A 24,786-nucleotide genomic window follows, 5' to 3' on the forward strand; every position below is an offset into this window, starting at 1 on the left:
GATACATTCGCAGCCTCCCCGCCGGCCCCGGAAACCGTGTCGAACGACGACGTTCTCACGCGACTGACAACTGCGCTCGCCGACCGCTATCGCATCGATCGCGAGCTCGGCGCGGGCGGCATGGCGATCGTCTTCCGTGCCCGTCCATCGTTCGCGCGCGTATGCTCAACCGCTAGACCGCCGTCCCGGCGACCATGAGTCATCCCTCCAACCCCGAGTTGGCACTCCTCGACGGCCGCTTTGAGCTCGGCGGCCTCCTGGGGCGAGGGGGAATGGCCGAGGTCTATCGCGCGACCGACCTGCACCACCATCGGCAGGTGGCGGTCAAGATCCTCCGGCGCGACGTGATCGATTCGATCGGGGTGGAGCGCTTTCGCCGTGAAATCGCGGTCACGGCGGCCTTCACACACCCGCACATTCTCGGACTCCTCGAATCCGGCGAAGCAACCACGACCGACGGTGCGCGCCTCCTGTTCTATGTAATGCCGTTGATTGAAGGCGAGACGCTGCGCGACCGCCTTGCTCGGGAAGGTCACCTGCCGTTGCGCGATGCGGTTCGGATCGCGCGAGAGATTCTCGAAGCCCTTCAATACGCGCACGAGCACGGGGTCATTCACCGCGACATCAAGCCGGGCAACATCCTGCTATCCGGTGGCCACGCGGTCGTCGCCGATTTTGGGATCGCGAGACCCGTCGTGCGAAGCATCGCGGACGCCGACGACGAGCCTACGCTTACAGTTTCCGGCGTCGCCGTGGGAACGCCGGCCTACATGAGCCCCGAGCAGGCGCTCGCCGGCGCGACGGTCGACACGCGGTGTGATTTGTATTCCGCCGGATGCGTGCTGTACGAGATGCTTACGGGGCGTGCACCGTTCGACGCGAGTACGGGTCAAGCCGTGATCGCGCGGAAAATGACTGGCGTGTTCGTGCCGCCGAGCATCATGCGACCGGGACTTCCGGCGGTGTTCGACGAGATAGTGGCGCGAGCGCTTCACCCCGATCCCGCCGATCGTTTTGCGTCGGCCGGAGTGTTTCTCGGCGCCATGGATGGGTTGGGGGATACGGCCTCGATACGGACGACGACCGGATCGGCGAGCGCTGTGCCCTCGCGGACGAGTTGGTTACGGGCTGCAGTGCTCGTCGCCGCGGGAGTGATCCTCGTGGCAGGCGGTTCGTGGGCGTGGAGGTTTGCGCAATCGCGATCATCGGCTCGTCTGGCCGACGACGCACCCGATCCGTCGCGCGTCGCCGTGCTGCCGTTCGAGAATCTCTCGCCCGATACGTCACTGGCGTATGTCGCGAACGGAATCACGACGGACCTCATCGACGAGCTTGCCCAGGTTCACGCGCTCACGGTCGTGAGCAAGAACGGAGTGGCGCCGTTGCTCGCGAAGTCCGTCGGCGTGGATAGTTTGGCGCGGGTTCTTCGCGTCGGAAGCGTCATCACGGGCGACGTCCGACCCATCGCGTCCGGCGTGAGTGTCACCGTCCGGCTCGTGGACGGGCGAACCGGCCAACAGCTCGCGAGCCAGGACGCGTCGGGGACCTTGCCGGATCTCTTAGTGGTACGGTCGGCTGTGGTCGACAACGCGGCACGCTTTCTCCGATCCCGGCTCGGCGAGCAAGTGCGGATATCGACCACGCAAAGGGGGGCGAGCAATCCCAAGGCATGGGAGCTCGTCGAACGGGTTCGCGCGCTGCGGTTGGGCGACCTGAGCAAAGCGTGGCAACTTCCCGCGCAAGAACGCGCACGCCGATTCCTGCATGCCGATTCGCTCGTGATCGAGGCTGCTCGCCTGGACACACGTTGGCCCGAACCATTCGTCGAGCGAGCGCTATTGAGCATGCTGCAGGCGAGGACGGAGGAAGCGGCTGCTGCCACCGGCTCCGCGGGAGCTGCCGCCGGCCGCGACTCCGCCCGCGCGAGGTACCGAGACGCGATTCACTGGGCGGATCAAGCGCTGATCCGCGACGCGAATGACGCAGACGCTTTGCGGTTTCGGGGCGGCGCGCGCATGGAGCTTTGGCGATCCGCACCCGACGCGACGAGCGACTCGCTCCGCGCGTTGGCGGAATCGGACCTCCGCGCGGCGCTCGACCGTCGTCCGAATCTCGCGGCGGCTTGGAACGACCTCAGCGCGCTGCTCAGTCTTTCCGGAGATTTCTCGGAAGCCGAAGACGCGGCAGGGCAGGCGCTTCGGACGGACGAATACCTGTCGAGCGCGCCCGACGTTTTGGCGCGTCTGCAATTCTCCGCGCTCGGCGCCGAGCACAACGAGGCCGCGGCGAAATGGTGCGCCGAGGGACAGAGGCGCTACCCGAATGACCCGCGGTTTTTTGCCTGTGAGCTCACGACACTCGGCTGGACGGGCGACAAGCCGTCAGACGTAGCTCGGGCCTGGCGCGTACTCGACGACGCCGAGAAGCGCTATACGGCCGACGTGCTCAAGTCGGGGTTGGCGACAAGAAGGTTGTTTGTCGCGGCCGTCGCCGCGCACGCGGGTTTGCGAGACAGCGCCAACGCCATCGTCGCCCGCACGCGCGCGGCGCTGCCCAACGACGTTCCTTCCCCGAGCGCCGACTTCGGCGAGGCACACGTCAGGGCGCTGCTCGGGCAGAACGAAGACGCGCTTCGCTTGCTCGAGCGTTACTTGAGCTCGTTCCCCATTCAGCGTCGGCAGGTGGCCCGCATGCCCTGGTTCAAGTCGCTGCGGGCCGACCCGCGGTTCGTGTCCATGACGGCAGTTCGCTGACCAGACTCGCTCAACAGCCAGGCTTCAAGTTGCCCTTGCTCCAGTCGTCAAGGGCGTCTCTCGCCGCGTCGAAGTTGTTTTGTTGAATGAACCAGGTCGCCATGATGTTACCAGGCAGCTGGATGTATCTATAGAGAAGCATGACGGGCGACGGCTTTTGGACGAGGACGTGAACGCTCTCCTCGATGTCGCTGTTCCGAATCGTGAAGCAGCTGTCGTCGATCGGAGCTTGCAGCACTTCTTCGATCAACTGCATGATGAGGTCGAGCCTGGGATCAGAGACGGGACCAAGCGCGTTCTTGATCGCTGCACGCGCGCCGGTGTATCTCGGCGTGGCCAAAATGGTCGGGTCGCACTTCAACTCTCCCTGCTCGTTGACGACACAAACGTCTGTGTGCTCCGCCAGCCGTCCCATGAGGTCTCCCGCATCGAAGTTCACGAATGAGCTGCCTGCCGGACGCTACAATACCGCTAGCCCGGGTTGACGGCAAATCGATCGGATCGCGGGCCGCCAAGCCGGTGCCTCGCTCGGGATGGTTCGCTCTGCGGTGCGACCGGTGACGTGTCGCGTGTGTCCGGGTCGGCTCGTCGAGCTGAAGGTCGCCTGACCGGTCTGTAAAGTGCGCCGCGCGGTGCACCCGGATGTCGGGTGCGTCGCGCAGAGTTCGATGTTGGGCGCAACTGATTCCGAGGCCGGTCAATCAAACAGCGAGATTCGCGCGGAAAATGAGCGGCCGAGGGCGTCGCCGGAGGATGTCGGAAGCAGGCCTCTCTACTTGGGTATTATCGCCGACTGCTCGAATGGCCCGGCCTGCAATTGTAACAGTTTTCTCAACCGCGAATTCGAGGCGTTGACGATCTTGCGAGCGTCTCAACTGACGCACTCCTGACGCTTTCGGGTGTTTTCCGAAAGGTCGAGATGGGCCATTTGGGGGGTGATGATAAGACCCAAGGTGTAACAATTTTCTAAACCGCGAATCCACGGCGTTGGTGATTGCGAGAGTTTCCGACTGACGCGATCCTGACGTTTTCGAGTGTTTCCGAAGGGTGGCGGTGACGCCTTTTTGAGGGCTCGCGAGAGGAGCCTAATAGAGGCGAATGACTACCTCGTGCAGCACGACGTCCGGAACGCCCACGAAAACGAGACGCTCGGGCCCCGGGCGGACGACGACGCGATGAATGGGGCCGGTGCGATACCGGTAGTAGACGATGCGCGAGTCGTGATCGGGGGTCATGCGCACGACCGTGTATCCGTGGCGGTTGAAAACGTCTCGGAGCACGACGATGCCGTCGTCCGGGCGATAGATCTTCTTGGCCTGGCCAGGCGGCAGGCCGTCCTTCTTGGCGAGCCCCGGCGGAACGTGATCCGACTTTCTTCCCTGCGCGTGTGCCGCTCGGACGGGAGCCGCGACGCAGAGCGCGAGTCCTAGCGTGACGAGGGTGAGCGAACGCATGATTTCCATCTCCTGGTGGGTCCTTCTCTATAGTTTCGGACTCTGGAAGCCTGCGCTTGCCCCGGGCGTGCGCTCCGTGACAACGATCACCCCTGGCAGCGATCAATATGAACCTGCCGCTCGGTGGTGCCGGGATTGTCAGTCCTTTTCCGTGATTGAGTGCAAGCGCTTCACGCGATCGAAAACGCCCGTCCCCCGTCAAGGCACGGATATATGATGAAAGCGACTCTTGGCTTGGCGGCCTTGATAGCCATGATTGCCGCCGCCGCGTGCGGCGGCGCGGATGGGGGAACCACGGTGACGAGTGCACCGCCGCCTCCGCAGGGTCCGTCCATCGGCAGCGTCACGATCGACCAGCAGCCGGGACTTGGGAAGTTCAAGCTCGACGTCGGCGAGCAAACGGGGCTGACGGCGACGGTCAAGGACGCGTCGGGTGCCGTGCTCACGGGGCAAACGGTGACGTGGACCAGCAGCGCGCCGAGTGTTGCCACGGTGTCGAGCACCGGCACGATCACAGGGGTCGCGTCCGGCGACGCGACGATCTCGGCCACCGTCAACGGGAAGTCGGATACGCGGGCCGTCCAAGTGCTCGCGCTCAACCTGACCGCCTTTCAGCTGACGGTTCTCGTCACGGACGACTCGGGGAGCGCCATGACCGGCGTCTCCGTGGAAGAGGTTTACTACGGCGCTCGGCCGTCCGACTGCCCGTCGTGCAACATCCCGTATGGCAATGTTGTCGAGGGGACGACCGGCAACACGGGGTCGTACGTCGGCCACTTCGTGGCGGACCCGGACGGGTTAGACGGCTTCGCGGACATGAATCACGTGTTCGCGTACGTCGTGACGAGACAAGCGAACTACGAAACGAATCGCCGATGGGTCGTGGGGACGTCCGCGTCGTTCACGCAGCCGATGCAGCTTCACCGGATCAAACAGCTGACCGCCGGCGACTCGCTGGCGTTTGCGATCGCGGACACAGACCCCGTCTATCAGGAGCTGGACACGAGCCCCGCCGAGTTCGGGAACATCTGGTGCCGGTCGTTCTTGGTGAACGCCACGGCCGATGGCACGCTGTCGCTCAACGTCGTACCCACCATTCCCGGCGACGGACCATGGGTGGAGCTCGATCGTGCGGACGAATCGGACCTCATCACGTTCGGGAGGACGGGCACGGTGTCGATGCCCGTGCACGCGGGGGACGTGGTCGAGGTGCGCATCGCGGCGACGATCAAGCCAGGGGGTCCGCCGCAGTCCTTCGTGCTGCACACGGCCGTGGCGCGATGACCGTTCCGGCCCATCGCCGCACGTTCTGGATCGCCGCAAGCCTGGTGCTGGCGGCGTGCTGGAACGGGACGGACGTCCCTTCGAAGCCCGTCGAGTCGGCGCCGGTGGATACGGTCTACAAGATCGTCATCACCGCTGTCGGGCATCTGCTGGTCGGCGACACCTACGCTCTGCGTGCGCCCGGGCTGATGTCGAGGTCTCAACCGATCGCCTTGAGCGTCAACTGGTCCAGCAGCGCGCAGCAGCGCGCTCGTTCCGGGCGCGGACGCGCAACTCTCTGTCGTCGCGTTCGACGCGCAGTCGGGCGCGTCGGGTTCTGTCGCGGCGACGTGGTCGAGCGCCGATCCGAGTGTTGCACAGGTGGATGCGCTCGTTCCTTTTCGAATGCGGACAGGATCTGTGCACCGAGAATCCGAGCCACGTGTTGGCACGCAACGCGTCGCGCGTCGCGATCTTGCTCGACCAGACGTCTGTCGCGCGCCTCGCCTACGACACTCCCGCGGGGGTCTGCAATGCTCCCGTCGCCGGCGGCGCCTGCAAAATCATTCTGGCGCATGACGCGAGCGTGCACGCGGAAGCGGCGTGGAGCCGGACGGTGCCCATCTCGCGATCGCCATGTCAGGCCAGCTGTGGCTCGTCGACGCCGACGGGTCGAACCTCGTGCGTCTTCCGTTGGCAACGGCCAGTCGCGCCTCGGCGTCGAGCCCGACGTGGGGCCGAACACCGTGACGGCGTAAGTAGGGGACTCGGGGTGTTTAGAAAGTGGGAAATATTTTCGAAGTAGCCAAAGTGGGCTCGGCGACAGCCTATAAGTAGAGGGGCCCGCGTGATCCGACTGGAGCGCTCATTTTTGCGCTTTCAGGCAGCCAACGATATTCTGTGGCCGTTCCGATGCCGGAACCGCATCGAAACAGGGTCGCGAAGACCCCCCTGCGAATATCCGGGCGGAAGACCGCGATGGCGGTGAACTTCATCCTCTGGAATGACGAGAGCGGCTACGACGTTCACGTGGTCGCGGGATCGACGTCGCCAGCACTAGACGCGGATCTGAGAATCAACCACGGTACTCCGCCCGTGGAGATCAGCGCGACCGATCCGCTTCCGACGGGGGTGTCGATCACGTTTCGCGCGGCGTTCAACGGGGCTGATTCCGGCGTGAACTTTTCCGGATTCGGTGTGACCGTGAACCAGAACACGGGTGCCGTCACCGCGGCGAACCCGCTTCCCGGGGCGCCCTTCCTTCACAACTTCCTGATTCACGCGACGGTGACCGACGCGTCGGTCGCGCCGCCCAAGACGTTCGTGGTGAAGGTGCGCGTCCACATTCACAACGCCGTCGTTGCGGCCTGGCTCACTCCGAACCCGTTGTCGATCCACCGTGGGGCCGATGGCCAGCGCTTCACGGTGCTCGCCCAATTCGACGACCAGACCGTTGGCGACATCACTCGTGTGCCCGGGCTCGCGTGGACGAGTGGAGGGGCGGAGGTCGACGCCAACCCGGCGACCGGCGCGCTCAAGGCGACGCAAGACATCACGGCGACCGTGAACATCACCGTCACGCTGCCGGCCGCGTGGGGAGGCACGAGCGCGACGGCGGCGTGCAACACGCTGGCGGCATGGTCGCCGCCCGACCGCAACGCGAAGCTCATCGCGGGGAGCGCGGGCCCCGCTCGCATGGCCGACGTGCTCAACTTCATCTTCGTCGCCGAGGGATTTCAACTCGGCGAAGACGGGCTGTTCGAGCAGCGTGCTCAGGCATTCGCGACCTTCCTGCGGACGTCGCCGGCCGTCCAGCCATACGGGATGTGCTCAGGAGAGATCAATTATTGGATGCTCTCGCTCGAGTCGCGCACACGCGGTACGAGTCCGCTCTACGAGGTGGTGCCGCTCGCCCGCGGCGCAAAGACGGTTGGCCAGAAAGTCCCGCAGCCCGAGGACCCGCAGGGCGCGGCGGGCATATGGACGACCGCGCAGGCGATTCACGAGATCGGACTGCCTGTTCGCGCGCACCTGGGAGTCGCGCTGGCCGCCCAGCAAGCTGAGTGGGCGACGCTTTTCGGACCGGGAATCGCGGCCCACATCGATGCACAGGCGCAGGCGGATTGGCTCGACTATGCCGACCGGACACTCGTCAACGAAACGGACACCGCGCTCGGTCTCGCGCTTGGCGAACGCCCGCGCGTCGAGCAGAGCTCACCGCCGCGCGTCGTCTCGTGGCATCCATTGCGGACCACCCGCGCGCAATTCGAACCGATGTTGGTCAACGTAAAAGACGCGGCCAATGTCGGCGGGGGCGCGATCGGCGCGGTGTGGGGACCGGGCGGCAAAGACCGGAGATTCGTCATCGCAATCTGCGCCGGAACGCGGGACGGCGGGGGGCAATCCGACCCGCCGGATGAGCTCATCGCCTCCAGTCTCAACGGAGACGAGGAAGTGGAGTTGGCCGCAATCGTTGGCAGTCGTGGATTCAACCTGGTGCCCTACGCCCTGCCGCCGGACGCGCCGCTCAACAGTCAGTGCACGGTGGCGCACGAGAGTGCGCACGCCCTTGGCCTCGGCGACGAATACGGGGAGGCCGGATCGCTGCCGGCTTCGGAGGTCGCCGACGTGGTTCAATTCCAGAATCTGAGTGTTGTAACGGACGTCGCGGTGCCGGGCCCGAAGATCGACCCGACACGGCTCAAGTGGATTTGGCCTCGCATCACGAAGGCGGGGGTACTGACGGGCGCTCTCATTCCACAGGGCGCAGAGTTCCGAGTCCCGCTTCGCCCGGGGCACGAGCGACCGTTCGTCGTGGGCGAAAAGGTCAAACTCCGTCAACGGCCCCTCGTCGCGGGGATCATCGCGAGCGTCGAGCTCGAGGTGACCTCGGTGGACCAAATCACGCATCAGGTGCAAGTGAAGGCCGCGATCCCAATCGCGCCGATTACTTGGCAGGCGGGAAGCATCCTGTTCGCCGAGAAGCATGCAGCAGCCGGCGGCGCGGTGCTCGGTCTCATCTCGCCCACCGTTCTCGCGCACATCACGACGACCGGACTTCCGCTCAACGTGGCGGCCGGCGGGCCGGCTCCCCACGTGTGCACGCCCGACGGCAACGCGGTGCAGCCGGCGCTGAACCGTCCGGCGACGTTGCCGGCCGGGAAGCCCAAGTGGAGTGCGTGGATCGTGGGTGCGTTCGAGGGCGGCAAGACGTATGGTTGCGGCGTGCTTCACCCGACGGGCGCCTGCATGATGCGGTACCTCGTCCTGGACGAAATCACGGCGCAGGCCACGTTCAAGGTGAAGGACGTCGCATACCGTTTTTGCCCGGTGTGCCGGTACATCCTGGTCGACCGCCTCGACCCGACGCAGCACGGCAAGAACGACGCGTGGTACGACTCGCGATACGCCGAGCCCTGAGCGACAACAACCAGGGCAGCGCCCTGAGAATCGCTGCCCGTCGGGCGCCAAGCCGATGAGAATGGGGCGAGATTAGAGCGCTTTAATTTTTGCGCTTTCAACCGGTCGGCGGTATTGTGTGGCCGGTTCCGATGCCGGAACGCGCGTCGAAACTGAACGGCAAACAGCCCCCGTGAAGATCCGGGGCGGAAGACCGCGATGGCGGTGAACTTCACCTACTGGCTGGGCGAGAACGGCTACGACATTCACGTCGTCGCCGGAACAACCTCGCCCTCGCTACTCCCTGCTCTCGCAATCAATCACGGCACGCCGGCGGTGAACGTCGCGGCGACCGGCCCGTTACCGGCCGGCGTGACGGTGGCGTTTCAGGCGGCGTTCAACGGGGCCTTGGTCGGTGGTGGGCCGAACTTCGCAGGGTTCGGCGTGACGGTCGACCAGAACACGGGAGCAGTGACAGTCGCCAATCCGATCCCCGGCCCCCCCTTCCTCCGCAATTTTCTGATTCGCGCCGTGGTGACTGACCCCGCGATCGCGCCGCCGTTCGTCAAGAAGGTCCGGGTGCACATACACAATGCCGTCACGCGGATTTGGCTCACTCCGAACCCATTGTCGATCCGCCGCGGCGCCGACGGACAGCGCTTTTCCGTGCTGGCCGAGTTCGACGACCAGACCGTCGGCGACGTCAGCCGGCTGCCCGCGTTGGTGTGGTCGAGCGGAGGGGCGGAGGTCAGCGTCGACGCGGCCACAGGTGGGCTCACGGCGACGCAAGATATCACGGCGTTCGTGCCGATTACGGTCACATTGCCCGCCGCCTGGGGAGGCGCGAGCGCAACGGCGACGTGCAACACGTTACCCGCATGGTCGCCACCGGACAGGAACGTGAAGCTGATCGCGGGGAGCGCGGGCGCCGCTCGCATGGCCGATGTGGTGAACTTCGTTTTCGTCGGCGAGGGGTTTCAGGTCGGTGAGGAGCCGATGTTCGAGCAACGCGCGCAGGCGTTCGCGACGTTCCTGCGGACGTCGTCGGCTGCTCAGCCGTATGGCATATGCTCAGGAGAGATCAATTACTGGATGCTCTCGCTCGAGTCCCCGGATCGTGGGAGCAGTCCACTATATGAAATCGCACCCGTCACCCGCGGCGCGAAGACATTCGGACGGGAGGTGCCGCAGCCCGTGGATCCGCAAGCCGCGGCGGCAATATGGACGACCGCGCAGGCGATTCACGAAATCGGATTGCCTGTGCACGCGCATGTCGGAGTCGCGTTCAACGTGCAGCAGGCCGAGTGGACCGCGCTGTTCGGGGCAGGGGTCGCTGCACACGTCAATGCGGCGCTCCACACGGAGTGGCTCACTTATGCAGAGCGTCGACTCGTCAACGAAACGGACACCGCGCTTGGCCTCCGTTGTGGTGAACGCCCTCGGGTGGAGCAAAGCTCGCCCCCTCGGGCGGGTGGATGGCATCCCTTCAGGACGACGCGTGCGCAGTTCGAGCAGATGCTCGTCAACCTGCGCGATGCGGCGGCGCCGGGTGGACCGGCGATCGGTGCCGTGTGGGGGCCGGGCGGAAAGGACAGAATTCTCGTCGCGGCGCTATGTGCCGGTGCCCGTAATGCCGGAGGCCGCACCCTGCCGCCGAACGATCTCATCGCCACGACCTTCGTCGTCAACAGCGAAGTCGAGCTGGCTCCCGTCGCGGGCACGCGCGGTTTCACGCTGGTCCCGTACGCCGTACCGGTAGACGCACCGCTCGACAGTCAGTGCACCGTCGCCCATGAGAGCGCACACGCTTTGGGTCTAGGCGACGAATACGGATCCGCGGGATCGCTGCCGGCTTCCCGTGTCGCCGACGTAGCCGCGCGCTTGAACCTCCAGGACGTTGCGAGTGTCGCGGTACCGCCGCCTGCTCTCGATCCGACACGCCTCAAATGGACGTGGCCGCGCATTACGAAGGCCGGGGTGCTTACTGGTCCTCTGACTCTACAAGGCGCCGAATTCCGCATCCCGCTGCGTCCCGGTCACGAGCGGCCTTTCGCAGTCGGCGACAAGGTCAAGCTTCGTGAGCGGCCGCTTACTGCCGCCGTCATTCCGAGCATCGAGCTCGAGGTAACGGTTGTCGACGCAGCGACTCATCAAATTCAGGTGAAGGCCGGAGGCGTCTTCGTACCGGTTACGTGGGGGGCAGGCAGCATCGTCTTCGCTGAAAAACACGCACCGGGAGCCGGCGGCGCCGTGCTCGGTCTCATTTCGCCGACCGTTCTCGCGCACATCACGGCAAACGGGATTCCGCTCAACGTCGCACCCGTCGCGCCCGCGGCCCACGTCTGTGCGGCCGACGGCCGGACGGTGCAGCCGGCCCTAAGTCGCCCGGCGGCGTTGCCCGCCGGCAAGCCAAAATGGAGCGCGTGGATTGTCGGCGCGTTCGAAGGTGGGCTAACGTATGGCTGCGGCATCCTGCATCCCACCGGCGCGTGCATGATGCGACAACTTCTGCTGCCAGAAGGCGCGGCGCAGGCCGAATTCAAGGTAAAAGAAGTCGCATACCGATTTTGTCCCGTCTGCCGCTACGCGCTCGTGGATCGCATCGATCCGACGCAGCACGGTAGAAACGACGCGTGGTACGACTCGAGATACGCTGAGCCGTGAGCGACGACGACGCCGGGACCATCGAGCTCATCGTCGAGCAGCTGGCGATCGCCGCCCAGCCGCTCAAAGACGCCGTCGCCACGCCCGACACGTTCCGCGCGTTCATTCTGCGGCTCGGGTGGGACGCGCAATCGCTGCCGCCGGCGTGGGCCGCGCTCGCGGCGAAAGTCGACGACGTCGTCACGGCGCTCGAGGCGTTGCAGTCGGCGGCCGGCATCGACGCGGCGCTCCGCGCGCTGGACAAAGTCGCGGCGCTGTACAATGCCATCAAAGCGATCAGCGCCGCTCCACCAGGCGTCGATCCGGTCGCGTTTCTCGAAGAGATCGGCGATCGCCTGTTCGAGCTGCTCCTCGTCGACTACCTGACGGTCGCGCAGCCGCTGGCGGCGTCGCTCTTCAGAGCCTGCGGCGTCATAACGGAGACGATGCACGAGGAGGCGAACGGGCGGCCGGCGCACGTCGAGACGCGTTTTCGGTTCGACGAGCTGGGGAACATCATCAGCGACCCCGGCTCGATTCCCAAACGTTTGTACGGCTGGGGCACCGACGAGATCAACTTCGCTCTCCTGGGGCGACAGCTGCACGATCTCGCGACGGCGTTCGATCTCCTGACGCGATTCGGACCGGCCGACCCGGTGCTCGCGGCGGGGCTTCAGGGGCCGCCGGCTCAAACGACGCGCGCCATCTCGTCGCAGCTCTCGATTCCGCTGGCTGAATTCGACATCGCGGGAACACCGGTCGAAGTGGGGTTGGCGCTGCTCGAGCTGCCGGCGGAAGGTTCGCATCCGGCAGGCCTCATCATCCAGCCGCTGATGCCGTCGCAGATCGGGGCGCAGGTGCCCATCACCCCCGAGTGGACTGTCTACGTTCGCGCGGGCAGCGACATCGCTCGCACGTTCGGACTGCTCATTCGCCCCGACGGCGTGGACGTGCGCTATCCGTTCCAACCCGGGACGGCGCCGCCGAGTGAAGGCTTCAGCGCCGGCATCGAATACGCACCGGCGTCGCCGGTCGCGCTGATCGGAAAGCAAGACGAGTCGCGGCTGCAAATCGCGAAAGTCCGCACGGACCTCGGCCTCGATCTGCACGGAACCGACGTCGAGCTCTGGCTCCAGGCGCAGACCACCGGTCTCGCGATCGTCATCGCCCTCTCGGAGCAGGACGGCTTTCTCGGCAAGCTGTTCGGCGGCCAGGATCTCACGATCAACTTTCCGCTGAGCGCGCGCTGGTCGAGCAAACAAGGATTCACGTTCGTCGGCGGCGCTGGGCTCGAGGTCACGGTTTCACCGCACCTCGATCTGGGTCCGATCTCCATCGACCAAGTTCATTTCGGTCTGTTGGCCGCGATCGGAAGCGGGCAGCCCGGATCGGTCTCGGTCATCGTGGATGTTTCGATCAGCGGCGCACTCGGACCGTTCGCGTTCGCGGTCGAGGGGATCGGCGTCGGCCTCGACGTGAAATTCGTCGCGGGCAACGCGGGGCCGTTCGACATCTCGCTCGGTCTGCGCGGACCGACCGGGCTCGGCGCCTCGATCGACGCGGGGCCGGTCACGGGCGGCGGATTCCTCTCGTTCGATCGCGACGCCGGACGCTACGCGGGCATCCTTCAGCTCAAGATCTTCTCGATCGGCATCACGGCGATCGGGCTGCTCGACACGAAGCTGCCCGGTGGCCAGTCCGGCTTCTCGCTGCTGGTCATCATCACGGTCGAGTTTCCGCCGATTCAACTTGGCTACGGATTCACGCTCAACGGGGCGGGCGGTCTCGCGGGCGTCAATCGCACGATGGTGGTTGACGCGATCCAAGCGGGGGTACGGAACCACTCCGTCGACCACATTCTCTTCCCGCAGGACCCGATCAGGAACGCTCCGCAGATCATCAGCGATCTGCGCACGATCTTCCCCCCCGCCGAAGGCCGGTACGTGTTCGGGCCGATGGCGATCATCGGATGGGGAACGCCGACGCTGATCAAGATCGAGTTGGGGATCATGATCGAGGTTCCCGCTCCGATTCGTTTGGTGCTGCTCGGGCAGGTGAGCGTCGCGATTCCGACCGAAGACGAAGCGGTCGTGGCTCTCCACATCGACATCGTCGGCGTTCTGGACTTCGAGGGGAAGCAGATCTCGGTCGACGCGTCGATTCACGATTCACAGATCGCCACCTTCCCGATCTTCGGCGACATGGCGTTTCGGCTCTCGTGGGGCGAGTCGCCGTCGTTCGCGCTGGCGGTGGGCGGGCTCAATCCGCGCTTCCAGCCGCCTCCGGGATTTCCGACGCTCCGGCGTCTCACGATCTCGATTGGGTTCGAGGACAATCCGCGAATCTCGATTCAGGGCTATTTCGCGGTCACGTCGAACTCGCTGCAGTTCGGCGCCCTCGCCGAGGTCTACGCCGAAGCCGGAGGCTTCAACATTTATGGATGGCTCGGCTTCGACGCCCTACTGATATTCGTTCCACTCTCGTTCACCGTGGACATCAGCGCCGGCGTGGCGCTGCGCCGCGGGACGAGCACGATCGCCGGCATCAAGCTGCACGGCACGCTGAGCGGTCCGCGCCCGTGGCACATCGAAGGAGAAGCGTGCCTCTCGGTGTTGTTCTTCGACGTCTGCGTTCCGGTCAACAAATCGTTCGGCGAGGACCAGCACGTCTCGATCCCGCCGGTGGACCCGTGGCCGGATCTGCGCGACGCCCTGCAGAACAGCCAGAATTGGAACGCCGTTCTTCCGTCGGGAGTCGCGCGAGCCGTATCGCTCGTCGCGGCGAGCGATTCGACGCTCGTGCTGCTCGACCCGGTAGGGGGCGCCGAAGTCCGCGAGAAAGTTCTGCCGCTCAACCGGCCGATCACCAAGGTCGGAGAAGCGACGCCGCTGGGTCCGAACGAATACGACGTAACCGGCGTTCAGGTCGGCGCCCACGCCGCGGCGACGTGGGGAACGACGACCGATTTCTTCGCGCGCGCCAACTTCGAGGATCTCACCGACGCCGAGAAGCTGTCGATCCCGTCGTTCGAGCGGATGGACGCGGGAGTGGGGATCGCCAGCAGCGCGGTGAACGTCGGATCCGGCATCAACATGAACGTGACGTATGAAACCCTGATCATCGATCTCGACTCGCCATGGGCAACGCGGCCGTCGCCGCGCTTTCCGCTGCGACAGTCGGCGTTGCTGGCGATGGTTCGCGGCGGCGCGGCGGCGCGCTCGTCCTTCCGCAACACCGGCGACGCCAAGTTCGCCGGCGCGACGCCGCAGTCGGCGATCCTCGGCGACGAGGGATTCGTGATCGCCTCGACAGCCGATCTGACGGTGAGCGGTGCGTTCGGCGGCGGGCAGCCGATGACCAAGGGCGACGCGAATCTCGCGCTCAAGCTGCACCTCGCCGATCACCCGGAAGACCGGGCCTTGTTGCAAGTGATAGCGCTTCATGAGGCGGCATAGGCGATGAGCGACCCACTCGGTTCATACGCGTTCATGCCGTGGCTGCAGCGCGGTCTCGCGACCGAAATCACGCGCGTGGACGGTACGGCGTCGGCCGACACCAATGTGCCGCTGCCGGTCGCCATCACGCTGAATCAAACGCTCACGGCGACGGCGCCTCTGGCGCTGTTCGGGCCGGGAGAGATCGGCGGGCTCGATCCGAGCGCCGTGATTCGCGTGTCGCCGACTCGCGAAGCGTACGACGCGGAGCCGAACTACTTCGCGCTCGTCGAGTTCGACCAGGCCGATCTTCCATGGAGATACACGCCGGCGCGGGCGACGACGGCCGACCGGCTGCGGCCGTGGCTCTGCCTCGTGACACTGCGTGAGGACGAGCTCGTGTCGTTCGACGAATCGAGCTCCGACGGAAAACTCGCTGTCGCCACGGTGAAAGATGCCGCGGCGCTGCCGCTGCTCGACCAGAGTTGGGCATGGGCTCACGTGCAGGTAGCGGGGGCGGGTTCGACGCCGCCGGATGCGGCGGCGTTGCAGTCGCTACTGGCGACGGGTTCGGAAACGGTCATCTCGCGGCTCCTCTCGCCGCGCCGCCTCGACCCGAACGCTCGATACGTCGCGTGCATCGTCCCGACATTCGAGCGCGGCCGCCTCGCTGGATTGCGCGAGCCGGTCGTGGGCGACGCGATGGCGCCGGCATGGACAGCCGGACAGTCGAACGTGCGGTTGCCTGTCTACTATAGATGGCGCTTCGGTACGGGGGCTGGGGTCGATTTCGAGTTCCTGGCTCGCCAGCTCAAGGGTCGTCCGATTCCGCAGGGCGTCGGAACGCGGCCGATGGACGTGAGCGATCCCGGCTTGGGGCTGCCGAAAGCCGCGGACGGTCCGCTCTCACTCGAAGGCGCACTCTTGCCGCCGGGATTTGCGCGTCAGAGCGTTGCCGATCCAACGGCGTCGAACTTCGAAACGAAGCTTGCCGAACTGCTGAATAGGCCGGCGGACCTGTTGACCGCCACTGGCGGCACGCGCGTCGTCGCGCCGCCGCTCTACGGCCGTTGGTACGCGAAATCCGAACGGCTCTCGACCGCGGCAGGCGCAAAGCCGCCATGGTTCAACGAATTGAATGCCGAAACGCGCTTTCGCGTTCCATCGGGCCTCGGCACGCAGGTTGTTCAAGCCGAGCAACGGCAGCTCATGGCGAGCGCGTGGGACCAGGTGAAGGGAATTCGCGAAGCCAACGAGCGGTTGCGCCAAACGCAGCTCGCGCGAGAGGCCGCTCTGCAGGTGTTCGCGCGGCATTTGCGCGGCGATGGAACCGACAGCCTTCACATTTTCAACGTCACGGCGGCACTGCACGCGAAGGTGAAGGGCAGCCCGACGACGATCGCGGCGCTGACAGCCGGGAGCCCGATCGCACGCGGCACGATGGAGGCGGTATTTCGCCGCATCAGCCGGCCGCTCGGCCCGCTTGGCCGCCGTCTCGGATATTCGGCGAATCCGACGCGCGTGAATGCGATCGCGTCGCGCATGAACAGCGGCGCGATCACGGTGAAGCCGCCAAAACTTCCCGGAGGCATCGTCTCGCCGGGAACGGCGAAAGCGCCGACGATCCCGCAGGCGCCGCCATCGCCGGCGCATGGCATGGGCGGACGATGGCTCTGGATCGTTGCGATTCTCCTCATGATCGCGGCCGTCGTGCTCGGCATGATGGGTCTTGGCATCCTCACGGTGGTCGCCGCGGTCGCGGCCGGCGTCACAGCATTTTCCGCCTGGTCGGTGTCGCGCGCGGAGGCACAACGCGCGGCGCAGTCGGCGGCTCGCGAGGCCGCTCACGTAGAAGCGTTGCGCGAATTTGCGGCGGGGCATCTCACGGCGGATTCGTTGCGCGCCGCACAACCCACAGCGGGTTTTGTTCCGCGCGCCGAAGCACGACTGGGCGGCCCGTCGCCGGGCGCACCACCGGTTGCCGCGGCCACGGCGGCGGCCGCCGCACAAGCCGTCGAGCGCTTTCGCACGGCGTCGATGGCACTCCTGGCAAAGACCGCGACACCGCCGGTTCGCCCGCCGGATCTCGTGCGAATATCGGTGGCCGACCTTTCGAAAAAACTCATCGCAGGGCTCGATCCGCGGCTGACTGTGGTCGCCGGGGTGCGCGATCGGTTGAAGCTGCCACCGACGGCGACACAACCCGGCGGCGACGCCGTGGAGCCAGTGATGGCCGCGCCGGAATTTCCACAGCCGATGTACGCGCCGCTGGCGGCACTGTCCTCCGAGTGGCTGCTGCCGGGGCTGGACAAAGTTCCGCAGAACACCACGTCGCTCCTCGTGACGAACCAGGAGGGATTCGTCGAGCCCTACATGGTCGGGCTCAATCAGGAGATGGCTCGGGAGCTTCAGTGGAACGAATACCCGACCGATCTGCGCGGCAGCTATTTCCGCCAGTTCTGGGACGTGGCGACAGCGGCGAGCGGACAGAGCGCCGCGGTCGTCGAGAGTCTCAAGGACATCAACCCGCTGCACGAGTGGAACGGGAACGACCTCGGAAAGAATCGTCCGAAGCCGCCGGCGAGCGGGGACTATCTCGTGTTGCTCGTGCGGGCGGAGCTGCTGCGGCGCTATCCCAACACGATCGTGTACGCCTGCAAGGCGAAGGGCGGAGCGTCGGGGCGTGAGCTCACCGACCAGACCGAGTTTCCGCTGTTCAGCGGCCGGCTCGAGCCCGACGTGACTTTCTTTGGGTTCGACCTGACGGCGGCCGAGGTGAAGGGAGACGACAATACCGCATCGCCGAATCAAGGATGGTTCTTCGTCCTGCAAGAGCAGCCATCCGAGCCTCGCTTCGGCCTCGACATCGCGGACGGCCCACTCGGCGGCGCGCCGGCATCGTGGTCCGACCTGAGTTGGGGAAGCGTCGCCGGATCCGACGCCGACCTCGCGGCGATCACGTACCTCGACCTCGACGAACAGCTTCCAGATACGAGATCAGTAACGAGCACCGGCGGCGCCTCGTGGCACGCCGACGCCGGACTCGGGACCACGGGAAGCAAGTCGTCGCATTTGGCCTACATCACGCTCCAGCAGCCGATGCGCGTCGCGATTCACGGCTCTGACATGCTCAGCTGAGATTCGACCATGCCGAATCCGAAACCAGGCGCCAGAGAAAGGATCGCGGCCGCGCGGCAGGCACTGGCCGCGCGTATCGGTCCGACAAACGACGGCTCGCAGGATGTCGCGCGTCTCGATGCGGGATTTCCCATTCTGCTTGTCCCGGTTCGCCTGGAGACTCGATTTGGCACTGACCAGGACGGCCCGGTTCTTCGCGTGCGGATCTACCCGGACGATTTCGCCGCCGACCTGCACGAGGCCGCGCTGACCGACGACGAGCGCGCGTTAGGCAAGCAATATTGGACGGACGGCTGGCAGCCGAACGACGAGCTCAATGCGTGGCGCGCCCTGATCCGAATGTTGCCGGAGCCCCGCGCGGCGTGGGTCGTCGCGTCGATGACGCCGACGAACATGTCGAGTCGCCCGGGTGCTCCGCCCGTCTTTCCGAATCCCGCGGCTCGCCCCGACGTGTGGACGAGGGCGGCGTACGCGAAGGTTCTTCCGGATCGATGGGTTGTCATTTGTACGCGCGGGGCGAACAGCACGACGGCGGTCAGCAAGCCGGTTATCGAACCGCTGGCGCTCACGCTCTCGCCGAGTGCCGACGCGTCGAATCCGGCGGACGTCGTGGACCTCAGCGACGGGATGACGGTGGATCGTGAGATGTTGTGGACGATCGACTATGACGAGGCCGAGAAGGCCGGCATGGCGGTCACCATTTCGCTGAAGGACGACGATGCGAGGCTGGGCTTCGAGCGAGTGATCGCCGTCGGGGTGAAAAGCTCTCTCGCGTCCAAGGATCCCAAAGCGCCGCAGACAGGCGGTGCACCAGCGGAGGGCGCGTCGCGCCTCGCCGAGTTGCTCGACGCGCATCACTATGGCCGCGGGCTGGCGATCGTGGCGCAGGGAACGCCGACAAACAACACGGCCGCGGGAGGATCGGGCTATCCACCGCCCGATCCGGACGGCACGGTGTCGTTCGCTGTGGAGCGCGGTGCCCCACTAGCCGCGGACGGTACGGACGGCGCTGCGCTCGCGGCCGCCCTCGGTTTGCCGGCGTCGACCTTCGATCACATCGAGGGCGCCGATCGGCACGAAGGCGACCATGCACGCGCGATGAACGGTCTGCTCTGGCCGGCAACCGGCGGGTACTACCTGGAGCAGATGCTGCCGCCGGTCTCGAACGCCGAGACCACGCGTCAACTCGAGTCGTACTTCGTGCAGCACGTGCGCGGCAACGGATCGCTCCCGCTCTTCCGAGTGGACGCGACACCGTATGGCGTGCTGCCCGTGACGTCGCTCGATCGATGGGCGGCGCGTGCGGGAACGACCGAGCCGCAGGCTCTCGTCGCGAAAGTAGTCGGCGCCCTGCGCCCGAAATGGACGCAGCAAGCCGGCAACGTGCCGCGAGTCGGACGCACGCAAGATCCGGATCAGGACCTGCTCGACATTCTCGCCGGCGACGCGAGCGCCCGCGAAGTATGGATTCGCGACGTGCTCGGCCCGGTGTTCGTTCGCAATCTGGCGGACTTCCTCGGGGCGGACATCGGGTCATGGGTTCAGCAGGCCAACGCCGTGCGCGCACAGCTCGTCGCTCTGTTCAATCAGCTCGGTGAGCAACCGAGAATCATGGAGATGTTGTTCAGCGCCGACGCGTTTCGGTTTCGCCATCCGTTGGTCGCGCCGACGCCGTTGTCGGAAACTGACCCGCTGGACTTCAACTATCTGCGTTGGTTGAGGAGCGCGTCTCTCGCCGACGTTCGCGACCAGAACTTTCCGGCCGGCGCAGCGGCTCCCAATGCGCTCCTGTATCAGCTCGCGCGAGTTGCGTTGCTGCGGCAGTACGCGAACGCCGCGATCGACCTTTCGGTGCGCGCGCGCGCGGCAACCGTCGCGGAGCGACTCGACCGGGAGCTCGTCGGCGTAGCGGCCGGCGACGCCACACCGACGGTCTGGCAGCGCCTCGATGCCAAGCTGCCGGCCGTCACTCGCACCGAGTCGGTCGGCGACTATCTGCAACGCTCGGCGAACGCGCAGCGGGTGGTCGCGTCCGGCAGAGCAGTCGCCGTGACGTCGATCGACGGCCGTTCGCCCGGCGCGGTCGTCGAAGCGACTCCCATCGCGTCGGCACTCGAGAATCTCGAGATGCTGCAGGGTGTTCCCGAAGCTGAGCTCGATCGGTTGTTCGGCAACACGCTCGACTGCGCGGCGCATCGCCTCGACGCGTGGGCAACGTCGCTCGCTGCCGCGCGTCTCGATGAGCTTCGTGCATCGAAGCCCAGCGGCATTCACCTCGGGGCATACGGCTGGGTGGAGAACCTGGTGCCGGCGCCGCAACGCAACGTCGTCGTCAAACGGCCGGACGGCACGCAGGTGACGATGCAAGCCGACAGCGGCGGATTCGTGCATGCGCCGTCGATGGATCACGCATCGGCCGCGGCCATTTTGCGCAACGCGTATCTCACGAGGCGAGGGGACGAACAGCAACGATACGCGCTCGACCTTTCCTCGTCGCGCGTGCGCGCGGCTCGCTGGCTGCTGGCGTGCATTCGCGAGGGACAACCGCTCGCCGCGCTGCTCGGATATCAGTTCGAGCGCGGGCTGCACGAGGGACACGCGCCGCTCGAGCTCGACCAGTTCATCGAGCCGTTCCGCCTCCGGTATCCATTGCCGGAAGTCAAAGGCGCGACCTCCACGGATCCCGCGCAGTCCATCTCTCCCCGGAACGTGGTGAACGGGCTCGATCTCCGGAACGCCAAGCGGGACGACACGCTGTTTTCATCGCTGCCGGTAGCGCCGAACAACGACGAGCGGGCAGCGATTCTCGCCGAGTTGGCGGCGCTCGACGAAACGTTGGACGGAGTCGCCGACGTGTTGACGAGCGAAGCCGTGTACAACCTGGTGCGCGGGACAACGGAGGGCGCGGCGGCGAGTCTCGATTCGCTGGCACAGGGCGTTCGCCCGCCCGACCCCGGGGTGTCGCATACTCCGCGAGCGGGCACGCTCGTCGCGCATCGCGTCGGCGCCGTGTTCGGAGCGACGCCCGTCGCGTCGCCGGGATGGGACGCGATCGCCGCCACGCCTCGCGCGGCCGCTGAACCGTGTCTCGATGCCTGGGTGGGAACGTTGCTGGGTTCTCCAGCGCAAGTACGCTGCGACGTGACCGTTGCCGATCCATCGACGGCGAACCCGGACAGGCAACGCGTCGTCACGATCACGTTCGACAAGCTCGGCCTGCATCCGCTCGACCTGCTCGCCATCGTCGCGAACGCCGACGCGAACGCGGCGTCGGTCACCGCCAATCCGCATCGCGACGACGCGTCGGCGAAACCGTCTGAGCTCGATCTCCGCATTCTCAACGTCGCTCTCGCCGACCCCGCTCTCGCCGACGCGACGCTGCGAGGGAGCGCGTCGATCGCGTACGTGCGCGATCCGGCGTGGGCGGCGGCGACGCGATCGGTCGGCGAATTGTTGGAGATGGCCCGCGCCGTGAACGACGTTCTGCAATCGGCGCGGGCGCTTCAACCGTCCGACCTCGTGACGCCGGAAGGCGCCGCGGGAACGACGTTCGTCGTGGACGACGCCGACGCCGCCGCTCGCGTTTCCACGGCGAAAACAGCACTCGACCAGACGAAAACGGCGCTCGACGCGGCCGTGGCGGCGATCCCCCCTGTGCCACCAGGCGGCCCGGAACCGGACCTGTCGCCGCTGCGCGACGTCCTTCGGCGAGCGGCGGCGTTTGGAATCGCGTCGGCGTACCCGGGCGCACCGAACAAAACGCTCGACCGGGCGAAAGCTCTGCTCGACGCGCGCATCGCGGCGCTGCCAAACCCGCCGAAGCCGGCCGACATGCCGCCGATTCGCGATGCGCTAAGGCGCGCCGCCACGTTAGGAATCGCCGTCGGACCCAAGGATGTGATGGTGGACGCCACGAACCGCGACGTGGCCACGACGATTGGCGCCGCGAACAACGCATCGACTTCGCTCGGCGCCGCCATCACTACTGCGCGGCAGCGCGATCGCGAGGCTCTCGTCGCTCTCGCCAAATCGGTCTCCGCGGAAATGGGCCGGCGTTCTTCGGGCGTCGCGCCGGCCAACGCCGCGCCGGATAACGCCAAGGCGGTGTTCGGCGGCAATTTCATGCTGCTGACCAGATTCGTGCCACACGAGCAGGTGGAATTGCAAAAGGCGCTGGCGTATGGACCGACGCTGGCGCCGGACGACGAGGCCAAACGCCGCTGGCTGGCCCAGGCGGCGCGCGTTCGCGTGAGCCTGGGGCGGTGGCGGATGGTGGAGCTTTACAGTTCTTGCATCGACGCCGCTCCGCCCCCGCTCAGCATCGCTCAGCTCCCACATGCCGACCCGGCGAGCTGGGTTGCGCTCCCATTCGCCGACGAGAGCAAGCGGCCGCCGTCGGGGCGCGTCGCGCTGGCGGTCGTGCGCTCGGCCAAGCCGGCGGCAACAGATCCGTGGGTCGGTCTCCTGTTCGACGAGTGGACGGAGATGATTCCGGCGGTGCAGGAAAGCACCGGTGTCGCGTTCCACTACGACGATCCCGGAGCCGAGGCGCCGCAAACGATGCTGCTCGCCGTTCCGCCGAAGCCGGATGCCAAGTCGTGGGACTTGCCGACGCTGCTGGCCATTCTCAACGAAACGTTCGATCTGGTGAAGGTGCGCGGCGTGCACAACGATCTCTTGGGGGACCTCGGCCAACTGCTGCCCGCCGTCTTCGCTCCGGTGAACGCCGAGCGAGAAACCGTGAGTGTAGACCTGAGTCAGGCGCGGGCCCTCAGCGCCGCGGTGCGAGCGTAGACCGATGGCATCGATCACGTATTGGAACCGCCTCGAGCCTCGGCCGGTCGCGCCGTCGATCGCCGAGACGTTGGCCGCCCGCCTGCGCGATCCGCTCTGGCTGCTCACGCGCCAATGGCAGTTCGGCGAGTTTCAGGGAGAGGACGCCGGATCGCCGGCGTACGTCCACATCCACGCGGTGGGCATGCCGCTCACCGCTTGGCGTCCGGGTGCCGGAGCTTGGCGTCCGCTCGACAACAGCGGGCCGATCGAGGCGATCGCGGAAGGAGAAGCGATCAGCGGAGATGATCTCTCGCTGCAAGTGGAGCTGGCCGAGGCGTTCGAACGATTGCTGCGCGCACGCGCAGACATCGATGGACCGGGAGCGGATGCGGTGATGAAGGAGTTGGTGGCCAAGCTGCCGTTGGCCGCGCCTCCTGCCGCGGACGCGATGGCGACGCGCTTCTATAGAGTGTGCGCGCCCCGCTCGTTCAATGGGGTGACTCTGTTTACGGCGTCGAGGCAAAATCCGCCGGTGCTGCCGCCAGGGGTAGCGATCGATCCGGCGAGTGCGGCTGCCGTCACCGGCGCGCAGAAGACGTTTGCCGCGTGGGTGAGCGATGCGTTCGGGAACATCGGCAGCGCCGACCCCGAAGCCTGGCAGCCCGATCGTCTCGAATATGAGTTCTCGATCGCCACGCGGACGAACAGCGGCGATCGCTTCGATTTCGACGCGCGTCCGGAGCTGGACGGAGCGATCGATTGGCACGAGCTCGACGTGGGATCGATCGACAAGAAGCAGCAGCCGCCCGCCGCCGACGCGCAGGTGATCGACCGGACGGTGATGCCGATCCACGTGCGTTTCCGCGGGATGCCGAACGCGCGGTGGTGGGATTTCGAGGACAGCCGGACGGATTTTGGCGACTTGCGTCTCGACCGCCGCGATGTCGGGCGTTTGGTCGTCACGGACTTCATGCTCGTGCAGGGGAATGACTGGTTCGTCGTTCCGCTGGAGCTGCCGGTCGGATCGGTGTGCCGCGTGGACGAGCTGTCGGTGCGCGACGTATTCGGCGGTCTCACCTGGGTGCCGCGCGCGGACACCTCGGCAAGCGACTCGTATGACAAGTGGACGCTGTTCACGTCGGCCGTGATCGACGCGCCGACAACGGTGGCTCCGCTGCTCGTGCTTCCGCCGAGCGTATCGGCGGCGATTCAGGTGGGCGACCCGATCGAGGATGTGCGGTTCTTCCGCGACGAGATGGCGAATCTGGTGTGGGCGGTGGAGCGAGTCGTGCCCGGTGGAGCGGGAGGAGCGTGGGCGGGGCAGGAGCGCAGTACGGCGATGGCGCCGGCGGGTTCTCCGGCGGCGGCCGGTCTGGTCTATCAGATTCAAACTCCGGTTCCGAGGAACTGGATTCCGTTCCTGGCCGTGACGATCGACCCCGCGCGCGGGGACATCGCGCTGGAGCGGGCGGCGATGCTCGATTCTTCGGTTGCACCGCCGGTTCCGATACCGCCGGTGGGTCGAGTCTTGAGACCGCACGGCGGAGTCGACCCGTATCGCGTGCGTGAAGAGGAAGTATCGCGCTCGGGCGTGAACGTTTGCCGCGTTTACTGTCGCAGCCGGTGGATCGATGGGTCGACTTGGCTCTGGACCATGCGGCAGCGCCAGGCCGGCGCCGGGGAAGGAGCGAGCGGGCTCCAGTTCGATCGGGCGTAGCGGTCACGCGCCGAGCCGGCATTCGTTCGTCACGCTCCGGCATTAGTCAGTCACGCGCCGAGCCGCCCGAGGTCTTCCGGGCGACCAGCGCAATATTGCCGACCCTGCCCATCGGCAGCGGCGCGAGCGGCTGCGCCGGCATCTCACGGGGAACGGGGTCCGGTGGCTGCTCCTCCGGGCGCGCCCGACCCTGCGCGGGCCCGCCGAGT

General features: G+C 66.3%; 10 protein-coding genes. 8 read left to right on the plus strand and 2 right to left on the minus strand.

Features of this window, described 5'->3' with window-relative positions; genetic code table 11:
* Nucleotides 1–194: 194 nt before the first annotated feature.
* Nucleotides 195–2,753, plus strand: coding sequence for a protein kinase (locus VGQ44_20195; GenBank protein ID HEV8449160.1), 2,559 nt, complete (start codon nt 195–197; stop codon nt 2,751–2,753).
* 10 nt (nt 2,754–2,763) lie between these two features.
* On the opposite strand, the gene VGQ44_20200 is transcribed toward VGQ44_20195, so the two are convergent.
* Both VGQ44_20200 and VGQ44_20205 read right to left on the minus strand, forming a co-directional pair.
* Nucleotides 2,764–3,168, minus strand: a complete 405-nt coding sequence (locus VGQ44_20200; GenBank protein ID HEV8449161.1) for a hypothetical protein — start codon at nt 3,166–3,168, stop codon at nt 2,764–2,766.
* A gap of 670 nt (nt 3,169–3,838) precedes the next feature.
* The gene (locus VGQ44_20205) at nt 3,839–4,207 is read right to left on the minus strand and encodes a hypothetical protein (GenBank protein HEV8449162.1); all 369 of its coding nucleotides are present in this window, start codon (nt 4,205–4,207) and stop codon (nt 3,839–3,841) included.
* Between the two features lie 216 nt (nt 4,208–4,423).
* Here VGQ44_20205 and VGQ44_20210 point away from each other — a divergent pair, with 216 nt between their 5' ends.
* The 7 genes from VGQ44_20210 (at nt 4,424) to VGQ44_20240 (ending at nt 24,577) form a co-directional block, all read left to right on the plus strand.
* A complete protein-coding gene (locus tag VGQ44_20210; protein ID HEV8449163.1) occupies nt 4,424–5,491 on the plus strand; it encodes an Ig-like domain-containing protein in 1,068 nt (355 codons plus the stop codon).
* A 957-nt stretch (nt 5,492–6,448) separates the two neighbouring features.
* Entirely contained in the window at nt 6,449–8,890 is a 2,442-nt protein-coding gene (locus tag VGQ44_20215; GenBank protein ID HEV8449164.1) for a hypothetical protein, read from the plus strand.
* Between the two features lie 198 nt (nt 8,891–9,088).
* Nucleotides 9,089–11,533: a hypothetical protein gene (locus tag VGQ44_20220; GenBank protein HEV8449165.1), complete on the plus strand. Its 2,445-nt coding sequence runs from the start codon at nt 9,089–9,091 to the stop codon at nt 11,531–11,533.
* Nucleotides 11,530–14,967: a DUF6603 domain-containing protein gene (locus VGQ44_20225; protein ID HEV8449166.1), complete on the plus strand. Its 3,438-nt coding sequence runs from the start codon at nt 11,530–11,532 to the stop codon at nt 14,965–14,967. Before VGQ44_20220 ends, VGQ44_20225 begins: the two co-directional genes overlap by 4 nt.
* A 3-nt stretch (nt 14,968–14,970) precedes the next feature.
* Nucleotides 14,971–18,084 (plus strand): hypothetical protein, encoded by a 3,114-nt coding sequence (locus VGQ44_20230; GenBank protein ID HEV8449167.1) that lies wholly within the window; start codon nt 14,971–14,973, stop codon nt 18,082–18,084.
* 9 nt (nt 18,085–18,093) lie between these two features.
* Entirely contained in the window at nt 18,094–22,878 is a 4,785-nt protein-coding gene (locus tag VGQ44_20235; protein ID HEV8449168.1) for a hypothetical protein, read from the plus strand.
* Between the two features lie 4 nt (nt 22,879–22,882).
* Entirely contained in the window at nt 22,883–24,577 is a 1,695-nt protein-coding gene (locus VGQ44_20240) for a hypothetical protein (protein HEV8449169.1), read from the plus strand.
* Nucleotides 24,578–24,786 lie beyond the last annotated feature (209 nt).

The sequence above is a fragment of the Gemmatimonadaceae bacterium genome (genome assembly GCA_036003045.1).
In the GTDB taxonomy this organism is placed as follows: Bacteria; Gemmatimonadota; Gemmatimonadetes; order Gemmatimonadales; family Gemmatimonadaceae; genus JAQBQB01.